This is a genomic window from Duganella dendranthematis (genome assembly GCF_012849375.1).
Classification (GTDB): Bacteria; Pseudomonadota; Gammaproteobacteria; order Burkholderiales; family Burkholderiaceae_D; genus Rugamonas; species Rugamonas dendranthematis.
The window spans coordinates 147843-163566 of record NZ_CP051684.1 but is presented as its reverse complement, the minus strand read 5'-3'; the positions used below and the strand labels follow the sequence as shown (position 1 = coordinate 163566).

Below are 15724 nucleotides of genomic sequence, written 5' to 3'. Positions count from 1 at the left end.
CATGGCAGAGATCCAATCCAACGTCGCACAGGCCAACGAAATCGCCGGCCACGAATACCTGGCCTTCAAGCTTGGTACGGAAGAGTACGGCATCGACATCCTGAAGGTGCAGGAAATCCGCGGCTACGAAGCGGTGACCCGCATCGCCAACGCGCCTGAATTCATCAAGGGCGTGATCAATCTGCGCGGCATCATCATTCCGGTGGTGGACATGCGCATCAAGTTCCACCTCGGCGATCCGGTGTATGACCAGTTCACCGTGGTCATCATCCTCAACATCAACGGCCGCATCGTCGGCATGGTGGTGGACTCGGTGTCGGACGTGACCACGCTGACCCCGGAACAAGTGAAGCCGGCGCCGGAAATGGGCACCGCCTTCAGCACCGACTATATGATCGGCCTCGGCACCATCGACGAGCGCATGCTGATCCTGGTTAACATCGACAAGCTGATGTCCAGCCCGGAAATGGGCTTGATGGACCAGCTGGCGGCCGCTTGAGTGACCAACACTTAGCCTAGCCCGCCCCGCCGGCGCCTCAACCCCGCGCCGGCACCTTGCAGTACACGGACGTGTCCCAAAAAGAAGGACGCGCCGCCACACGACGATAGAGCACAGACAGAGGGGAGTACCACATGAACTTACGCGACTTCAAGATCGGCGCACGGCTGCGCATCGGTTTCGGCATTATTTTGCTGATCCTGGTGGCCATCGTGCTGATGACCAACTACCTGAATTACAGCAACAAGAGCAAGCTGACCAGCGGGTTGGAAACCGCGACGGCCAAGAACCTGCAGGCCGACGTGATGAAGAGCGCGATGCTGGAAACCGGCATCGCCATGCGTAACATCGGCCTGCAATCGGACGTCAGTCTGATGCAGAAGGAAGAGCAGAAAGTGAAAGACCAGCGCGCCCGCTACGAGAAAGCGCTGGCCGACCTCAAGGCGCTGGGCCTGAACGACAACGAGAAGAAAGTGCTGGCCGACATCAGCGTGCTGGACGCCGACACCAACACCGCCTTCAAGGAAGCCATCGGCCAGATTCTGGCATTTAACAGCGAGGGCGGCGCCAAGGTGATTTCCGGCCGCATCGATCCGCTCAATACGCAGACGCTGGTGCAGATCAACAAGCTGGTCGCCATGCAGCGCGCCAACGCCGAGGAAGTGATGGACAGCTCGGTCACCTCGGACCGCGGCCTGATGGTGGTGCTGTTCGTGCTGGGCGGCGTGGCGGTGGCGCTGGGCGTGGTGTGCGCGACGATCATCACCCGTTCGATCACGGTGCCGTTGTCGGGCGCGGTGGAAGTGGCGCAGAAAGTGGCCAGCGGCGAGTTGACCTCCGACGTGCAGGTCACCGGCCAGGATGAAACCAGCGAACTGTTGCAGGCGCTGAAGGATATGAACGAAAGCCTGGCCAAGACGGTGGGCGATGTGCGCACCGGTACTGAATTGATTTCGACGGCGTCGCAGGAAATCGCTTCCGGCAATGCCGACCTGTCGGCCCGTACCGAATCGCAGGCCAGTTCGCTGGAAGAAACGGCGTCGTCGATGGAAGAACTGACCTCGACCGTCAAGCAGAATGCCGACAATGCGCGCCAGGCCAACCAGCTGGCCGTGTCGGCGTCATCGGTTGCGGAGAAGGGCGGCACCGTGGTGTCGCAGGTGGTACAGACCATGGGGTCGATCACCGAATCGTCACGCAAGATCGCCGACATTATTTCGGTGATTGACGGTATCGCTTTCCAGACCAACATCCTGGCGCTGAATGCGGCGGTGGAAGCGGCCCGTGCTGGTGAGCAGGGCCGTGGCTTCGCCGTGGTGGCGTCGGAAGTGCGCAACCTGGCGCAGCGCTCGGCCGGTGCGGCCAAGGAAATCAAGGAACTGATCACCGACTCGGTGGACAAGGTCGATGCCGGTAGCAAGCTGGTGGACGAAGCCGGTCAGACCATGGACCTGATCGTGACGTCGATTCGCCAGGTGGCCGACATCATGGGCGAGATTACCGCCGCCACCCAGGAACAGAGCAATGGCATCGAGGAAGTCAATCAGGCGATTTCGCAGATGGACGAGATGACGCAGCAGAATGCGGCCCTGGTGGAAGAGGCGGCTGCGGCAGCGGAAAGCATGCAGGAGCAGGCCGAGTTGCTGTCGCAGGCGGTCAGCATCTTCAAGCTGTCGCATGACACGGCGGTGCGCCGCGCACCGACTCCGGCGCCGCAGCGCGCTGTGGTCAAGCCGGCCGCCGCGCCGAAACGCGCAGCCATTGCCGCCGCATCGCGTCCGGCATCGGCGCCAGCGCCAGCACCGACCGCTGCCGCGCGTCCGGCCGCGCCGAAGAAAACCACAGCGGCGTCCTCGGGCGCCGACGAGTGGGAAGAATTTTAAGTGGTCGTCGCACTCGCGCATGCGGGTGCCCATGCTGAGTATGGGTTCCCGCCTGCGCGGGAATGACGGCGGGCATTGTTAGTAAGCAGTACCAGAGAAGGGTTAACATATGCCGCAAAGCAAAGACACGGTCAAGGAATTTGACTTCAACGCGCGCGACTTCGAACGCGTACGCGGACTGATCTACAAACGCGCCGGCATCTCGCTGGCCGACAGCAAGCAGGAGATGGTTTACAGCCGTCTGGCCCGCCGGCTGCGCGCCACCGGCATCGATTCCTTCGCCAAATACCTGGACGACCTGGAAGCCGGCCGCCTGGGCGAAGAGTGGGAATCGTTCACCAACGCCCTGACCACCAACCTGACCTCGTTCTTCCGCGAAGCGCATCACTTCCCGCTGCTGGCCGACCACGTCAAGGGCAAGCGCGAGCCGCTGACCATCTGGTGTTCCGCCAGCTCCACCGGCGAAGAGCCGTACTCGATCGCCATGACGGTGTGCGAAGCGTTCAACACGCTGACGCCGAACGTGCAGATCGTCGCCACCGATATCGATACCAATGTGCTGGCGACCGCCGCCAACGGCGTCTACGGCATGGACCGGCTGGACAAGATGTCGCCCGAACGCCAGCGCCGCTTCTTCCTCAAAGGCAAGGGCGACCGCGAAGGTATGGCACGCGTGCGGCCTGAACTGCGGAATATGATAACGTTCAAGCAGTTGAACTTGTTGGCGGACAGCTGGCCGATCAGCGGCCAGTTCGACGCCATTTTCTGCCGCAACGTGATGATTTACTTTGACAAGGCCACCCAGCGCAAGATTCTGTCGCGCTTCGTGCCGCTGATGAAGCCGGATGCGCTGCTGTTTGCGGGGCACTCGGAGAATTTCCTGTATGTCTCGGAGTCGTTGAAACTGCGCGGCAAGACCGTCTACGAATTGGACGATACCGCTGCGGCCCGTAAAGCACCGCAACGCACATGAGAATAAAACATGGACCTCGAACAATTTGCCACGAACGTCTATTTTGACCGCACGTTCGACTGCCAGGCCGCCAAGATTCTGCCCGGTGAGTATTACTTCACCAACAAGGACATGCTGATCGTCACCGTGCTCGGTTCGTGCGTGTCGGCCTGCATCCGTGACCGTGTCACCGGCCTGGGCGGCATGAACCACTTCATGCTGCCGGACGGCGGCGGCGACGGCAGCCCGGTATCGGCCTCGGCGCGCTATGGCACCTACGCGATGGAAATCCTGATCAATGATTTGCTGAAGGCCGGCGCCCGGCGCGAAAACCTGGAAGCCAAGGTATTCGGTGGCGGCGCGGTGCTGAAGGGCTTCACCGCCATCAACGTCGGCGAACGCAACGCCGCCTTCGTGCTGAACTTCCTCAAGGTGGAAAAAATCCGCGTGGTGGCGGAAGATCTGAACGACATCTACCCGCGCAAAGTGTATTTCTTCCCGCGCACCGGCAAGGTGTTGGTCAAGAAACTGATGCAGAGCCATAACGATACGTTGGTCAAGCGGGAAATCGAATATGCCAGCCGCCTCAAGGTGGCGCCGGTGGGTGGCGAAATCGATCTGTTTTAAATAACAAGAAAGCCTTTTTATGAAGATCAAAGTCCTGGTGTGCGACGACTCCGCACTGATACGCAGCGTGATGAGCGAGATCATCAACTCGCAACCCGACATGGAAGTGGTGGGCGTGGCGCCCGATCCGCTGGTGGCGCGCGAACTGATCAAGCAAACCAACCCCGACGTGCTGACGCTGGATGTCGAGATGCCGAAGATGGACGGCCTCGACTTCCTGGAAAAACTGATGCGCTTGCGACCGATGCCGGTATTGATGGTGTCGTCGCTGACCGAGCGCGGCTCGGAAATCACCATGCGCGCGCTGGAGCTGGGCGCGGTCGATTTCGTCACCAAGCCGAAGATCTCGATCCAGGCCGGCATGCGCGAGTACACCGAACTGATTACCGACAAGATCCGCGCCGCTTCCAAGGCGCGCGTGCAGGCGCGTCGCCTGCCGCAGCCGGGCGCGGACGGCCATGCCGCATCGCCGCTGTCGGCCTTGCGCAATCCGCTGCTGTCGTCGGAAAAACTGATCATCATCGGCGCCTCCACCGGCGGCACCGAGGCCATCCGCGAATTCCTGATGCAGATGCCGTCCGACTGTCCCGGCATCCTGATCACTCAGCACATGCCGGAAGGCTTTACCCGCTCGTTCGCCAAGCGCCTCGATTCGCTGTGCAAGATCTCGGTGCAGGAAGCGCAGGGCAATGAGCGCGTGCTGCCGGGCCATGCCTACATCGCGCCCGGTCACTCGCACCTGTACCTGACCCGTAGCGGCGCCAACTACATGACCCGCATCGACCAGGCCGAGCCGGTCAACCGGCACCGGCCCTCGGTCGATGTTTTGTTCCGTTCTGCTGCACAAGCCGCCGGTAAGAACGCGGTCGGTGTTATCCTGACTGGCATGGGCAAGGATGGCGCGGCGGGGATGCTGGAGATGCGCAACGCCGGAGCGTATAATTTTGCCCAGGACGAGGCGAGTTGCGTGGTGTTCGGCATGCCGCGCGAGGCGATTGCGGTCGGCGCGGCGCACGAAGTTGGGGCACTCCAGGCACTGCCGGGCATGGTTCTTGGACACCTGGCACAGCATGGGATGCGCGCCTTGCGTGTTTAATCGTGCAACTGTGACGTTTTACTGCTACTTTGTTCGCCTTCAGGCAACGAAAATGCTATCCTACAACTTAATGCCGATGTGGGCACGATTAGTAGGCAATATTAACAACCGCGTAGAGAAACAACGGAGCAATTCATGGCTGATCCAAAGATGAAATTTTTAGTTGTTGACGATTTTTCGACGATGCGCCGCATCGTCCGGAATCTGTTAAAAGAACTGGGTTATGCCAATGTCGACGAGGCAGAAGATGGCGTGATGGCGCTGGCCAAACTGCGCGCCGAATCGTTCGACTTCGTCGTGTCCGACTGGAACATGCCGAACATGGACGGCCTGACGATGTTGCAAAACATTCGTGCCGATCCAGCACTGGCCAAACTGCCAGTACTGATGGTGACCGCCGAGGCGAAAAAGGAAAACATCATTGCGGCGGCCCAGGCCGGCGCCAATGGCTACGTGGTGAAACCATTCACCGCCGCTACGCTGGACGAAAAACTGAACAAGATCTTCGAGAAACTCGGCGCTTGATCTAAGTGTTACGCGGCTGTCAGCGGCACCCGTGCACCCCCGCACACCGCTGCGGCCAGGGTCTGACCTCGTACGGGGTCAGACCCTTTCGTTTTGGGGTATTGTGAATCATGCACCAGACTAACTTCATCGTCCGTGAACCTTTGCTCGACCCCAAGCAGCGCGTGGTCGGCTACGAGCTGTGCTGGCAACAGTCCAGCAGCGGCGCGGCGTCCACGCTGGAGGCGCTAGAGTCGCTGGTCGGCTTCGTCGCCGGCCAGGTGGTCGATGAGGATGACGGCTGGCTGCTGCGCGACAAGACCCTGTTCCTCGAAGCCGTGCCGGCCATGCTGTCGACCGATGCGCTGTACGCGCTGCCGCCGGAACGCACGGTGTTGTCGATCAAGGCTGCCGAGCTGGCCAATCCGGATACGCTGGCGGCGGTACAGGGCTTGCGCGCCGGCGACGTCGGCGTGCTGCTGCGGGAGGCCGACCTGGCGCGCATCGGCAGTCGTCTGCCGAGCATTGCATCCTATGTTGAAATGCGCTTCACCGGCGCCGATGTGGCCACCCAGGCCCGCACCTATGCCGGCCTGAAGCAAACCAGCGTGGGCATGATCGCCCGCCCGGTCAGCAACTGGGCCGACTTCGACGCCTGCGCCGCGCTGGGCCTGAACGCCTTCGTTGGCAAACTCCACCTGACGCCGCGTCCCTCGACCGACAGCAAAGGCCTGAATCCGGCCCAGACCATCATCATGCAGCTGATGCAGATGGTGCGCCAGAACGCCGATATCGCCCAACTGGAGGCGGTGCTGAAGCGCGATGCAACGCTGTCGTACAAGCTGCTGCGCTTCATCAACTCGGCCGGCTTCGGCGCGGGCAGGGAAGTGCAGTCGCTGCGCCAGGCGCTGACCTTGCTGGGTTACCAGCCGCTGTACCGCTGGCTGACCTTGCTGCTGGCAACCGCCAGTACCTCGGGCTATTCGCCGGTGCTGCTGGAAACGGCGGTGGTGCGCGGCCGTCTGGCCGAGCTGCTGGCGCAGTCTGCGCTGGGCAAGAGCGAAGCGGAAAATGTCTTCGTGGCGGGCATGTTCTCGCTGCTGGACCGGCTATTGGGGATTCCGATGCAGGAAGTGCTGGCCAACATCCAGCTGTCCGACGACGTGGTGGCGGCGCTGCTGACGCGCGGCGGCAAGTACGGGCCTTATCTGGCGCTGGCCGAGGCCTGCGAACTGAATTCGGACCTGGTAGCCTCGCTGGCCGCGACCCTCAAGCTGAGCCCGTTGGATGTCAACAAGGCGCATCTGTCAGCCCTGGCCTGGGCCCAAAACGTCGCCGCCTGATCTGCCTCAAACACCGCACGCGCAGCCGTTGACGCCCCCGATTGCGCGGCGCATGATGGCTCCATCATGAACGCCAATTCCGACAGGGAGTATATCGACAATAAGGTGGGCGACGTTCGCACCGCTGTGGACGACTTGCGGGTCACCATGACCGAGCGCTTCGAGGGCGTTCGTTCGCAGTTCGGACTTGTCTACGCTCGCTTTGACGCGATTGACGCCAAGATAGAAAGTTCGGCTGAGACGGTGAAGGCCGAGATCATCAAATGGATCGTTGGGGTACTTATCGCTATCATCGGGATGTTCATCGCCATGATCGGTCTCATGGTGAACTTGCTGACGCGTCAGCCGCCCGCGCCAGTGCAAGCGTCGGCGCCGGCAATCAGCACGCCGGCGGTCATTCTCCAGCTGACGCCGCAAGGCGCGACCGTGTTGCCGGCCGCGCCAGCCGTTGCGGCGCCCGGCGGCAAACCTTAAATTTCCAGATTGTCGATCAGGCGAGTCGTGCCCAGCTTGGCGGCGGCCAGCACCACCAGCGGCGTGCCTTGCGCCAGATCGCCGGCGTTCGGCGGTTGCAGGTCGCCGCGTTTGCGGATCGAAATGTAATCCGGCTTCCAGCCGCGCTGGGCCAGATCGTCCATCGCCTTGTGCTCCAGCTGGAACACATCCAGATGGCCCGAACGGACCTCGTCCGCCACCGCATTCAGCGTCTGGTACAGTGCCGGCGCTTCAGCCCGCTCGGTCGCCGACAGATACATATTGCGCGACGACAGCGCCAGGCCATCGTCCGCGCGATACGTTTCGGCGGCGATAATCTCGGTCGGCATGGCGAACTGGCGCGACATATTCCGGATGATCATCAACTGCTGATAATCCTTCTTGCCGAACACCGCCACGCGCGGCTGCACGCACGAGAACAGCTTGGTCACCACCGTGCACACGCCGTTGAAGAAGCCCGGACGGAACTCGCCCTCCAGCGTATTACCGAGGCCGTCCGGCGGCTGCACGCGGTACTCCTGCGGCTCCGGATACAGATCCTTCTCGGTCGGCGCAAACAGCACGTACACGCCTTCCTTCTCCAGCTTCTCGACGTCGGCCTGGAAGGTACGCGGATACTTGTCGAAGTCTTCGTTCGGGCCGAATTGCAGGCGGTTGACGAAGATCGACGCCACCACCGGGTCGCCGTGCTTGCGCGCCAGACGCATCAGCGACAGGTGGCCTTCATGCAGATTGCCCATGGTCGGGACAAAGGCGGTGCGCAGCTGGCCACTGAGTTGGTCGCGCAGTTCTTCAATCGAGGTGATGATTTTCATGGTGTAAGCTCATTCGTATGCCGGCTCACGCCGGCGAGTAGGCCAGCCGCACATAAATCGGTGCGAACGGTTCGGCCTGGGTAATTTCAATCAGGGTTTCCTTGGCCAGCTCCAGCAGCGCGACAAAGTTGACCACCACCACCGGCACGCCGCCGGCCACGTCAAACAAATCGGCAAACTCGACAAAGCGGGCCGATTGCAGCCGCCGCAGGATGCCGGTCATGTGCTCGCGCACCGACAGCTCTTCGCGGCTGATCTTGTGATGCTGGGTCAGCTTGGCCCGCTTCATCACATCCAGCCACGCTTGTTGCAGGTCGCTGGCCACCACCTCGGGCCAGGTCGGCACCAGGCTCTGCTCGATGAAGATTTCGGTGCGGGTGAAATCGCGGTCGAGCTGCGGGATGGCGTTGAGGTCGTACGCGGCCAGCTTGATCTGTTCGTATTCCAGCAGTCGGCGCACCAGCTCGGCACGCGGATCGTCCGCTTCCACGTCCAGGTCGACCTGGCGCTGCGGCAGCAGCATGCGCGATTTGATCTCGATTAGCATGGCCGCCATCAGCAGATACTCGGCCGCCAGCTCCAGGTTGGACAGGCGGATCTGGTCGACATACTTCAGGTATTGCAGCGTCAGCTGCGCCATCGGGATATCGAGGATGTTGAAGTTCTGCTTGCGGATCAGGTAGAGCAGCAGGTCCAGCGGACCTTCAAACGCATCGAGGAAAATTTCCAGCGCGTCCGGCGGGATGTACAGGTCGGTGGGCAGCTTGAGCAGCGGCTCACCGTACAGGCGGGCGAGGGCGGAAACTTCGGCTGTGACGGCAACCGCGTCGGCAACCGCAGCGTCCTGTTCCGGCGGCTGCACCTCAGCCGTCTGATCTGGCAACATCCTTGCCGCCCCGCGTGTGCTTAGAGTTTGTTCTGGTAGACGTAAGCTTGTTGCTTGACGGCCGATTCCAGCTGACGCTGTTGCTCATCCAGCGAAACCGGTGGACGATCCCACAGCAGCGCGCGGCCCAGTTGCTGGCCTGCCTCAATACCTGGGTTCTTTTCCTTCAACGCCTTGATGAACAAGGTGTGCTCGGATTCGTACATCGAATGTTGTTTAGAAAGTTTCATATTATCTAAGTGGGTGGATCAGCAACGGCTATTTTACCGCGCCCCGGCGTTGCAAAGCTATTTCTATCGCTTGTGGCGGGCCGGATCGGGTATGCTCCTGAAAATAATGTTGTGTAAACATAAAAATGACCACGCGCCTGACGTCCAAAACCATCTTCCTGCTGACCTTGCCGCCCTTGCTGTGGGCCGGCAACGCCATCGTCGGCCGGCTGGTGCACGACCAGTTGCCACCGGTGCTGCTGAATTTCCTGCGCTGGGGCATCGCTTTCTTCCTGCTGCTACCGCTGGCCGGCCCCGTATTCCGCCGTGATGCCGGCCTGTGGAAACATTGGAAACGCTACGCCATGCTTGGCCTGCTCGGCATCGGCATGTACAACGCGCTGCAATACATGGCGCTGCAAAGCTCGACGCCGATCAACGTCACGCTGGTGGCGTCCGGTATGCCGGTGTGGATGATGCTGACCGGCTGGCTGTTCTTCGGCGTGCCGGTTAACCGGCGGCAAGTGGCCGGCGCCGTGCTGTCGATCGCCGGCGTGCTGCTGGTGCTGGCGCGCGGCGAATGGCGGCATGTGCTGGAATTGCGGCTGGTGCCGGGCGATCTGTTCATGATCCTGGCCACCATCGCCTGGTCGTTCTACAGTTGGCTGCTGACGCGCACCACTGAGCCGGCTGGCATCCGTGCCGACTGGGCCGGTTTCCTGCTGGCGCAGGTGGCGTTTGGCGTGCTGTGGTCAGGCGGTTTCGCGCTGGGCGAACAGGCGCTGGGCGCGATTCCGGTGCAGTGGAGCCGGGCCCTGGCGGCGGCGCTGTTGTACGTCTCGACCGGCCCGGCCATTATCGCCTTCGGCTGCTGGGGCGCGGACGTGCGAGAGGCGGGGCCGTCGGTGGGCAGCTTCTTCGTCAACCTGACGCCGTTGTTTGCGGCCGTGCTGTCGGCGGCCTTCCTCGGCGAAGCGCCGCACGGCTACCATGCCGCCGCGTTTGCGCTGATTGTTGGCGGCATCGTGGTTTCCGCCCGTCGCGGCTAGAAAGCTTGACGGAGCGTAACAAGCTCCGGTTAGCCCCGTTCTACACTGCAACTCCGTCAATTTCCGGAGTGACAGCATGCCGCCCCGTCCCGTTCTCGCTGTGCTGGCAGCGGCAGCCCTGTACTACACGGCCGCCATGTCATCGCACGCTGCCCCGCCACCAGACACCAGCGTTCGCGACGCCCTCGCACCCGGCTTGCTGGGACTGTATGCCACCGACCGCTTCAAGCTGTCCACTGGCCGCTGCCGGGACTGCCTCGCCCCGGAGCAAGCGCTGTGGTACTTCAACGATGACATGATCGCCGTGGCCAAGGCTGATGCCGTCGGCTACGATCCGCGCCTGCGTGCGCAGGAAGATGTGCAGGCGTGGCTCGCCAACGGCAAAGGCAGGCCCGGAGACCAGCCGCCATCCTTGCTGTGGATCGGCTCGCCGCATGTGGCGGAAGGACGCTGGCAGCCGGGCGGGCAACTGTCACGCGCCGGCAATGCCGCGCCGCTGGCCGTGACACTGACGCCGCGCCTGTCGAGCAACCGCGCTTACGTGGACGACAGCAGCGTCGCCTTTTTCGCCGATGGCGATATCAAGGCGCGCGGCGTGCTGCGCGACGAGCATTTTGTGATCCGCACGCTGTGGCCCAAACGCTATGCCATTGATGCCGCGGCCGCCAGCCAGCCGTTGGCGCGCGGCGAAACCATCGAAAGCCTGGTGCGCGCAGACCACGGCGGTGCCCAAGCCGATTTTGCCGTGCGCACGCTGTGGCGCCGTGACGGTGGTGCGCAGCCGATGCCGCTGGCCGGCAAGCCGGCGCTGGGCTTTGTTCTGAACGGCGCGCAAGGCGATGACGATGAGTCTTACGGCGGCCATTTTGCCGTGGCGACCGGCCGCTTTGGCGGCGCCGGCGAGTGGGATGACTGGCTGGTGAATAATTTCTACAGCCTGGCTTCGGTCAGCGAGAAAGGCATCATCGCCGCCACACTGCCCATGGATGCGTATATGGGCGACCTGAACAGCGGCCAGTCCTGGTATCGCCCGTCGTACATGCTGGTGGCGGTGCTGAAGGACGCTCGCGCGCCGGCCTTGTATCAGGAGGCGATCAGCCGGGTGTTCAGTCATTTCTATCGGCAGGATTTTCATTACAGGCACGCCAGCACCAACTGCGCCGGCATCAACGTCGAGACGTTGCGTACCTTGGGTTGGCAGATTCCACGTCTGGGTGGCGAAGCGCCGCTGAAGGCTGCGATGGCCTTGCCTTATATGGCGCTCAAGGACGTCAGTCTGGCAAGCGGTCAGAGCGCTTATGACTACCTGAAAACCGAGCGTACAGAGTTGCTGCCGTTTGTGGCGTTCAACACCATCGGTGATGATTTGCTGCGGCGCCTGACCAGCGGCCCGGCCCGCAGCGGACTGGAGGCGCAACTGGCTGACGATCTGGAAGCGCTGCTGTTCGTGCGCCTGCCGCAATATCCATCGTCGCGCGCGTTCGGCAGCGACCCGGTGTTGTCGTTGCGCGAGTACCAGCAGCGCGCGCCGGCCAACCGCGCGGACTGGCAGATCGTGCCGGTTGCACCGCGCGCGTTTCCAGCCACCTTCAGAGATCCCGCTGCGCCGCGTGAGCGCCGGCCTGCATCAGCCGTGGCAACCTGGGTTTGGGGCGGCGTTGCGGTGACGGCGTTCGTGGCGAGCGGGTGGATCGTCACCCGCCGCCGCAAGACGGCTAGGCGGCCGTTGCAGCCTTCAGCGCGTCGATAAACACGCGCACTTTCTGCGGCACGTGCGAGGTGGCGGGGTAGACGGCGTGGATATCGCTTTCCTGCAGCGACCAATCCGGCAGCACGCGCACCAGCCGGCCCGCCGCCACATCGTCCTTGACCGAAAACACGGTGGCGCGCAACACGCCGTCGCCGCTCAGTGCGGCCGCGCGTGTGGCGTAGGCGGTGTTGGAGGAGAACACGGTGTTCAGCATGCGCACGTGTGCCTGTTTGCCGGCGCCGTCACCCAGCGTAAATTGCGTCGGCTGCGCCAGCACCGACAGCGAGACATACGGCAACGCCGGCAAATCCTCCGGTGTGGCCGGCATGCCATGACGGGCGATAAAGTCGGGACTGGCCACCAGCCAGCGCACCAGCGTGTCCACGCGCGTCGCCATGTGGCCGGAGTCGGCGAGCTTGCCGAGTCGCACGGTCACGTCGATGCCTTCGGCGATCAGGTCGATGATGTGGTCGCCGCAGGTAAGGTCGATCTTCAGCGCTGGATAGCGCGCACGCAGTTGCGCCAGCAATGGCGACACTACAATCAGCCCATAGTCGATCGGCGAAGCCACCCTCAGTATCCCTTGTAACTGGTCGCGGCCGCTGCGCGCCTGCTCGATGGCTTGTTCGGCCGCTTGCAGCAACTGGCGGCTGGCTTCGTAAAACGTGCGGCCGGCTTCAGTCAGGCTTAGCTTGCGCGTTGAGCGCAGCAGCAGGCCGACGCCGATTTCCTGCTCCAGCAGCTGCATATGCTTGCTGACCATGGATTTTGCCAAGCCCAGCCGCTCGGCGGCGGCCGTCAACGAACCGGCCTCCACGACGGCAACAAAGGTGGTCAGGCGGTTCAGGTTAATGGTGCTGAGATCAATCATGGCTTTATTGTACACTTTTAGTGGACATTGATTCCGATTTTGTCCGTCTTATCAGCACGATGCGCGCTCCTTATACTGGCGTCATCATCAACTCACCAAGGACGCATCATGAAACTGTACGGCATTCCTCTCTCCGGCCACACCCACCGCGCACAACTATTCCTGGGCGTGCTGAACCTGCCGCACGAATTCGTCTCGGTCAACCTCGGTGCGGGCGAGCACAAGCAGCAGCCTTTCCTGTCGCTCAACGCGTTCGGCGAAATTCCCGTGTTGCAGGACGGCGATGTGACGCTGGCCGATTCCAACGCCATCTTGGTCTACCTGGCCTCCAAATACGACGACACCGGCCGCTGGCTGCCGCGCGATCCGCTGGCCTCCGCCAACGTGCAGCGCTGGCTGTCGGCCGCTGCCGGCAAGATCGCCTACGGCCCGGCCGCAGCGCGCCTGGTCACCGTGTTCAACGCCCCGCGCGACCACGAGGTCGCTAAGGACATCGCCGCACGCCTGTTCGACGTCATGGAGCAGGAACTGCAAGGCCGCCGCTGGCTGGTGGGTGAGCACGCCAGCATTGCCGATATCGCCGGCTACAGCTACGTCGCCCACGCCCCCGAAGGTGGCGTCTCGCTCAAACCATATCCGAATATTCGCGCCTGGTTGGACAATGTGCGCGCACTGCCGGGCTTCGTGGCCATGCCTGCCACCAAAGCCGGCCTCGCTCCCGAGGAGGTGTAATCATGAACGCCGCTGCCTCTCCATTTCATGCCGGTGAACTGGCGATCCAGGAGCGCGTCGGTGTGCGCGAACAAATGGCCGGTGCAGCGGCATTCATCCGCGACCACATGCCGGCGCAGCATCGCGAGTTCTTCCAGTCGCTGCCGTTCTTCTTCCTCGGCGCGCTGGACGCGGCCGGGCAGCCTTGGGCGACCATGCTGGCGGCCGATGCCGGCTTCATCGTGTCGCCGGACGCACGCACGCTGGATTTCAACGGCGGCATGTTGCCAGGCGATCCGCTGCAAGGCCAGTTGCATGCCGGCGCGCACGTCGGTGGACTGGGACTGGAACCGACCACGCGCCGCCGTAACCGCGTCAATGGCGAGATTGTGTCGACGGATAACGGCGTGCTGCGCATCGCCATCACGCAGAGCTTCGGCAACTGCCCGCAGTACATCCAGCACCGTCAGCACAGCCCGGCGCCGGATGATGGCCACGCCGTGCAAGTCCTGCGCGCCGGCAAGCTGAGCGACGCCGACCGGGCGCTGATCGCCCGCGCCGATACTTTCTTCATCGCCAGTGCCAACATGGCGTCCGATGCGGGGCGGGGCCGTGGCGTAGATGTGTCGCATCGCGGCGGCCGGCCCGGCTTTGTGCGGGTGGACGACGATCAGACGCTGACCTCGCCTGAGTTCGTCGGCAACTACTTCTTCAACACCATGGGCAATTTGCTGACCTCGCCCCGCGCCGGGCTGCTGTTCATCGACTTTGAAAGTGGCGACATGCTGCACCTGGCGGTGGAAGCGGAAATCATCTGGGACGGTCCGCAGTTACAGGCTTTTGTCGGCGCTGAAAAACTGCTGCGTTTCCATGTACGCGAAGTGGTGCGCAACGTCGGCGCGCTGCCGTTTCGCTGGACTGCACCGCAACCTGCCATGCAAGTGGCGCGCACCGGCAACTGGACCGAGGCGGACAGCGTGCAGTCCGCTGCCGCGCTGGTCAAAGGCTGGCGCTCGTTTGCCGTGGCCGATGTAGTGAGGGAGAGTGACGGCGTTCGCTCGTTCTATCTGGAGCCAGCGGACGGCGCCGGCGTCGCGCCGCATGTGCCGGGCCAGTTTATCTCGCTGCGCGTGCCGGCGTGGGCGGACGAGGGCGTGGCGCCGCAGATCCGCAGCTATACGATTTCCGACGCGCCGAATGGCCGCCAGTACCGCATCAGCGTCAAGCGTGACGGCGTGGTGTCGGCGTGGCTGCACCAGCATCTGGCGCCAGGCGCGCTGGTAGAACTGATGGGGCCGGGAGGTGAGTTCACGTTTGAAGAGGGCACGCAGCGGCCGGTGGTGATGTTGTCGGCCGGCATCGGCATCACGCCGATGATCGCCATGCTGAATGGCTTGCTGGTGAACGGCAGTCGCACGCGGCACAAGCATCCCATCTGGTTCGTCCACGGCGCGCGCAGCCGCAGTGAACATGCATTTGCCGCGCATCTCGATGCGTTGGCGGCGGGCCATAACAATCTGCATCTGCACACGCGCTACAGTAGCCAGGACGGGCATATCGACATGGTGATGCTGAAGGAGTTACTGCCATTTGATGACTATGACTTTTACCTATGCGGCCCGGCTGCCTTCATGCAGGCGATGTACGACGGTTTGCGCAAGCTGAATGTGGCCGATGCACGCATTCGCTTCGAAGCGTTCGGCCCGGCCAGCTTACGGCGCGATGCGGGCCGGGTGGCCAAACAGGCCGTCACGGAGCCGGCCAGCGGACCGGTAGAGATACGCTTCGAGCGCTCTGGTGTCGATGCGACCTGGGACGGCAAGCACAGCAGTTTGCTGGAATTGGCCGAGGCAAGCGGCGTGGAGGCGCCATCCGGGTGTCGTTCAGGCCTGTGTGGCTCGTGTGCGGCAGGGCTGGCTGGCGGCGACGTCAGCTACACACGTAGCTGCGGCACCGAGCCGGAAGCCGGCCAGGTGCTGCTGTGTTCCGTCGTGCCGCGCGCCGGTAGCGGCGCGCTTACGCTGGCGCTGTAAA

Annotated in this window: 16 protein-coding genes; 12 read left to right on the top strand and 4 right to left on the bottom strand. The window is 62.8% G+C overall.

What is annotated here, in order from left to right; all coding sequences use genetic code 11:
• Nucleotide 1: 1 nt before the first annotated feature.
• From HH213_RS00865 to HH213_RS00830, 8 genes are all read left to right on the top strand, one after another.
• On the top strand, nucleotides 2-499 hold the full coding sequence (locus HH213_RS00865) for a chemotaxis protein CheW (RefSeq protein WP_110848816.1): 498 nt from the start codon (nucleotides 2-4) through the stop codon (nucleotides 497-499).
• Nucleotides 500-633: 134 nt separating this feature from the next.
• Nucleotides 634-2382: a methyl-accepting chemotaxis protein gene (locus HH213_RS00860; RefSeq protein ID WP_110848815.1), complete on the top strand. Its 1749-nt coding sequence runs from the start codon at nucleotides 634-636 to the stop codon at nucleotides 2380-2382.
• Nucleotides 2383-2491: 109 nt separating this feature from the next.
• Nucleotides 2492-3355 carry a CheR family methyltransferase gene (locus HH213_RS00855; RefSeq protein ID WP_110848814.1) on the top strand — a complete coding sequence of 288 codons (864 nt, stop codon included), beginning with the start codon at nucleotides 2492-2494 and terminating at the stop codon, nucleotides 3353-3355.
• Between the two features lie 9 nt (nucleotides 3356-3364).
• Nucleotides 3365-3961 (top strand): chemoreceptor glutamine deamidase CheD, encoded by a 597-nt coding sequence (cheD, locus tag HH213_RS00850; protein WP_110848813.1) that lies wholly within the window; start codon nucleotides 3365-3367, stop codon nucleotides 3959-3961.
• 19 nt (nucleotides 3962-3980) lie between these two features.
• Entirely contained in the window at nucleotides 3981-5057 is a 1077-nt protein-coding gene (locus tag HH213_RS00845) for a protein-glutamate methylesterase/protein-glutamine glutaminase (RefSeq protein ID WP_110848812.1), read from the top strand.
• A 135-nt stretch (nucleotides 5058-5192) separates the two neighbouring features.
• Nucleotides 5193-5582: a chemotaxis response regulator CheY gene (cheY, locus tag HH213_RS00840; protein WP_008450066.1), complete on the top strand. Its 390-nt coding sequence runs from the start codon at nucleotides 5193-5195 to the stop codon at nucleotides 5580-5582.
• Between the two features lie 110 nt (nucleotides 5583-5692).
• Nucleotides 5693-6904, top strand: a complete 1212-nt coding sequence (locus HH213_RS00835) for an EAL and HDOD domain-containing protein (RefSeq protein ID WP_169110180.1) — start codon at nucleotides 5693-5695, stop codon at nucleotides 6902-6904.
• A gap of 66 nt (nucleotides 6905-6970) precedes the next feature.
• A complete protein-coding gene (locus HH213_RS00830; protein WP_169110179.1) occupies nucleotides 6971-7378 on the top strand; it encodes a hypothetical protein in 408 nt (135 codons plus the stop codon).
• Here HH213_RS00830 and panC read toward each other — a convergent pair.
• The 3 genes from panC to HH213_RS00815 are packed head-to-tail and all read right to left on the bottom strand — an operon-like array spanning nucleotide 7375 to nucleotide 9330.
• Nucleotides 7375-8214 carry a pantoate--beta-alanine ligase gene (gene panC, locus HH213_RS00825; protein ID WP_110848809.1) on the bottom strand — a complete coding sequence of 280 codons (840 nt, stop codon included), beginning with the start codon at nucleotides 8212-8214 and terminating at the stop codon, nucleotides 7375-7377. The genes HH213_RS00830 and panC overlap by 4 nt on opposite strands.
• 25 nt (nucleotides 8215-8239) lie before the next feature.
• A complete protein-coding gene (locus HH213_RS00820; protein WP_110848808.1) occupies nucleotides 8240-9100 on the bottom strand; it encodes a segregation and condensation protein A in 861 nt (286 codons plus the stop codon).
• Between the two features lie 20 nt (nucleotides 9101-9120).
• The gene (locus tag HH213_RS00815) at nucleotides 9121-9330 is read right to left on the bottom strand and encodes a DUF3460 family protein (RefSeq protein WP_110848807.1); all 210 of its coding nucleotides are present in this window, start codon (nucleotides 9328-9330) and stop codon (nucleotides 9121-9123) included.
• 125 nt (nucleotides 9331-9455) lie between these two features.
• On the opposite strand from HH213_RS00815, the gene HH213_RS00810 reads away from it, so the two are divergent.
• A complete protein-coding gene (locus HH213_RS00810; protein ID WP_169110177.1) occupies nucleotides 9456-10358 on the top strand; it encodes a DMT family transporter in 903 nt (300 codons plus the stop codon).
• A gap of 76 nt (nucleotides 10359-10434) precedes the next feature.
• A complete protein-coding gene (locus HH213_RS00805; protein ID WP_169110175.1) occupies nucleotides 10435-12108 on the top strand; it encodes a hypothetical protein in 1674 nt (557 codons plus the stop codon).
• Here HH213_RS00805 and HH213_RS00800 read toward each other — a convergent pair.
• Complete coding sequence (locus tag HH213_RS00800; protein ID WP_169110173.1) at nucleotides 12074-12979, bottom strand: LysR family transcriptional regulator; 906 nt, start codon at nucleotides 12977-12979, stop codon at nucleotides 12074-12076. The two genes, HH213_RS00805 and HH213_RS00800, sit on opposite strands and share 35 nt — an antisense overlap.
• A 108-nt stretch (nucleotides 12980-13087) precedes the next feature.
• Between HH213_RS00800 and HH213_RS00795 the strand changes: the two genes are divergently transcribed.
• Together HH213_RS00795 and HH213_RS00790 are read left to right on the top strand one after the other, a co-directional pair.
• Entirely contained in the window at nucleotides 13088-13711 is a 624-nt protein-coding gene (locus HH213_RS00795) for a glutathione S-transferase family protein (RefSeq protein ID WP_169110171.1), read from the top strand.
• Nucleotides 13712-13713: 2 nt separating this feature from the next.
• A complete protein-coding gene (locus tag HH213_RS00790) occupies nucleotides 13714-15723 on the top strand; it encodes a 2Fe-2S iron-sulfur cluster-binding protein (RefSeq protein WP_169110169.1) in 2010 nt (669 codons plus the stop codon).
• The last annotated feature ends 1 nt before the right edge of the window (nucleotide 15724 follow it).

Coding starts and splice junctions, on each gene's coding strand:
- HH213_RS00795 (WP_169110171.1), top strand. CDS start 13,088: ATGAAACTGTACGGCATTCCTCTCTCCGGCCACACCCACCGCGCACAA.
- HH213_RS00835 (WP_169110180.1), top strand. CDS start 5,693: ATGCACCAGACTAACTTCATCGTCCGTGAACCTTTGCTCGACCCCAAG.
- HH213_RS00790 (WP_169110169.1), top strand. CDS start 13,714: ATGAACGCCGCTGCCTCTCCATTTCATGCCGGTGAACTGGCGATCCAG.
- HH213_RS00865 (WP_110848816.1), top strand. CDS start 2: ATGGCAGAGATCCAATCCAACGTCGCACAGGCCAACGAAATCGCCGGC.
- HH213_RS00830 (WP_169110179.1), top strand. CDS start 6,971: ATGAACGCCAATTCCGACAGGGAGTATATCGACAATAAGGTGGGCGAC.
- cheY (WP_008450066.1), top strand. CDS start 5,193: ATGGCTGATCCAAAGATGAAATTTTTAGTTGTTGACGATTTTTCGACG.
- HH213_RS00820 (WP_110848808.1), bottom strand. CDS start 9,100: ATGTTGCCAGATCAGACGGCTGAGGTGCAGCCGCCGGAACAGGACGCT.
- HH213_RS00845 (WP_110848812.1), top strand. CDS start 3,981: ATGAAGATCAAAGTCCTGGTGTGCGACGACTCCGCACTGATACGCAGC.
- HH213_RS00815 (WP_110848807.1), bottom strand. CDS start 9,330: ATGAAACTTTCTAAACAACATTCGATGTACGAATCCGAGCACACCTTG.
- HH213_RS00800 (WP_169110173.1), bottom strand. CDS start 12,979: ATGATTGATCTCAGCACCATTAACCTGAACCGCCTGACCACCTTTGTT.
- HH213_RS00855 (WP_110848814.1), top strand. CDS start 2,492: ATGCCGCAAAGCAAAGACACGGTCAAGGAATTTGACTTCAACGCGCGC.
- HH213_RS00810 (WP_169110177.1), top strand. CDS start 9,456: ATGACCACGCGCCTGACGTCCAAAACCATCTTCCTGCTGACCTTGCCG.
- cheD (WP_110848813.1), top strand. CDS start 3,365: ATGGACCTCGAACAATTTGCCACGAACGTCTATTTTGACCGCACGTTC.
- panC (WP_110848809.1), bottom strand. CDS start 8,214: ATGAAAATCATCACCTCGATTGAAGAACTGCGCGACCAACTCAGTGGC.
- HH213_RS00805 (WP_169110175.1), top strand. CDS start 10,435: ATGCCGCCCCGTCCCGTTCTCGCTGTGCTGGCAGCGGCAGCCCTGTAC.
- HH213_RS00860 (WP_110848815.1), top strand. CDS start 634: ATGAACTTACGCGACTTCAAGATCGGCGCACGGCTGCGCATCGGTTTC.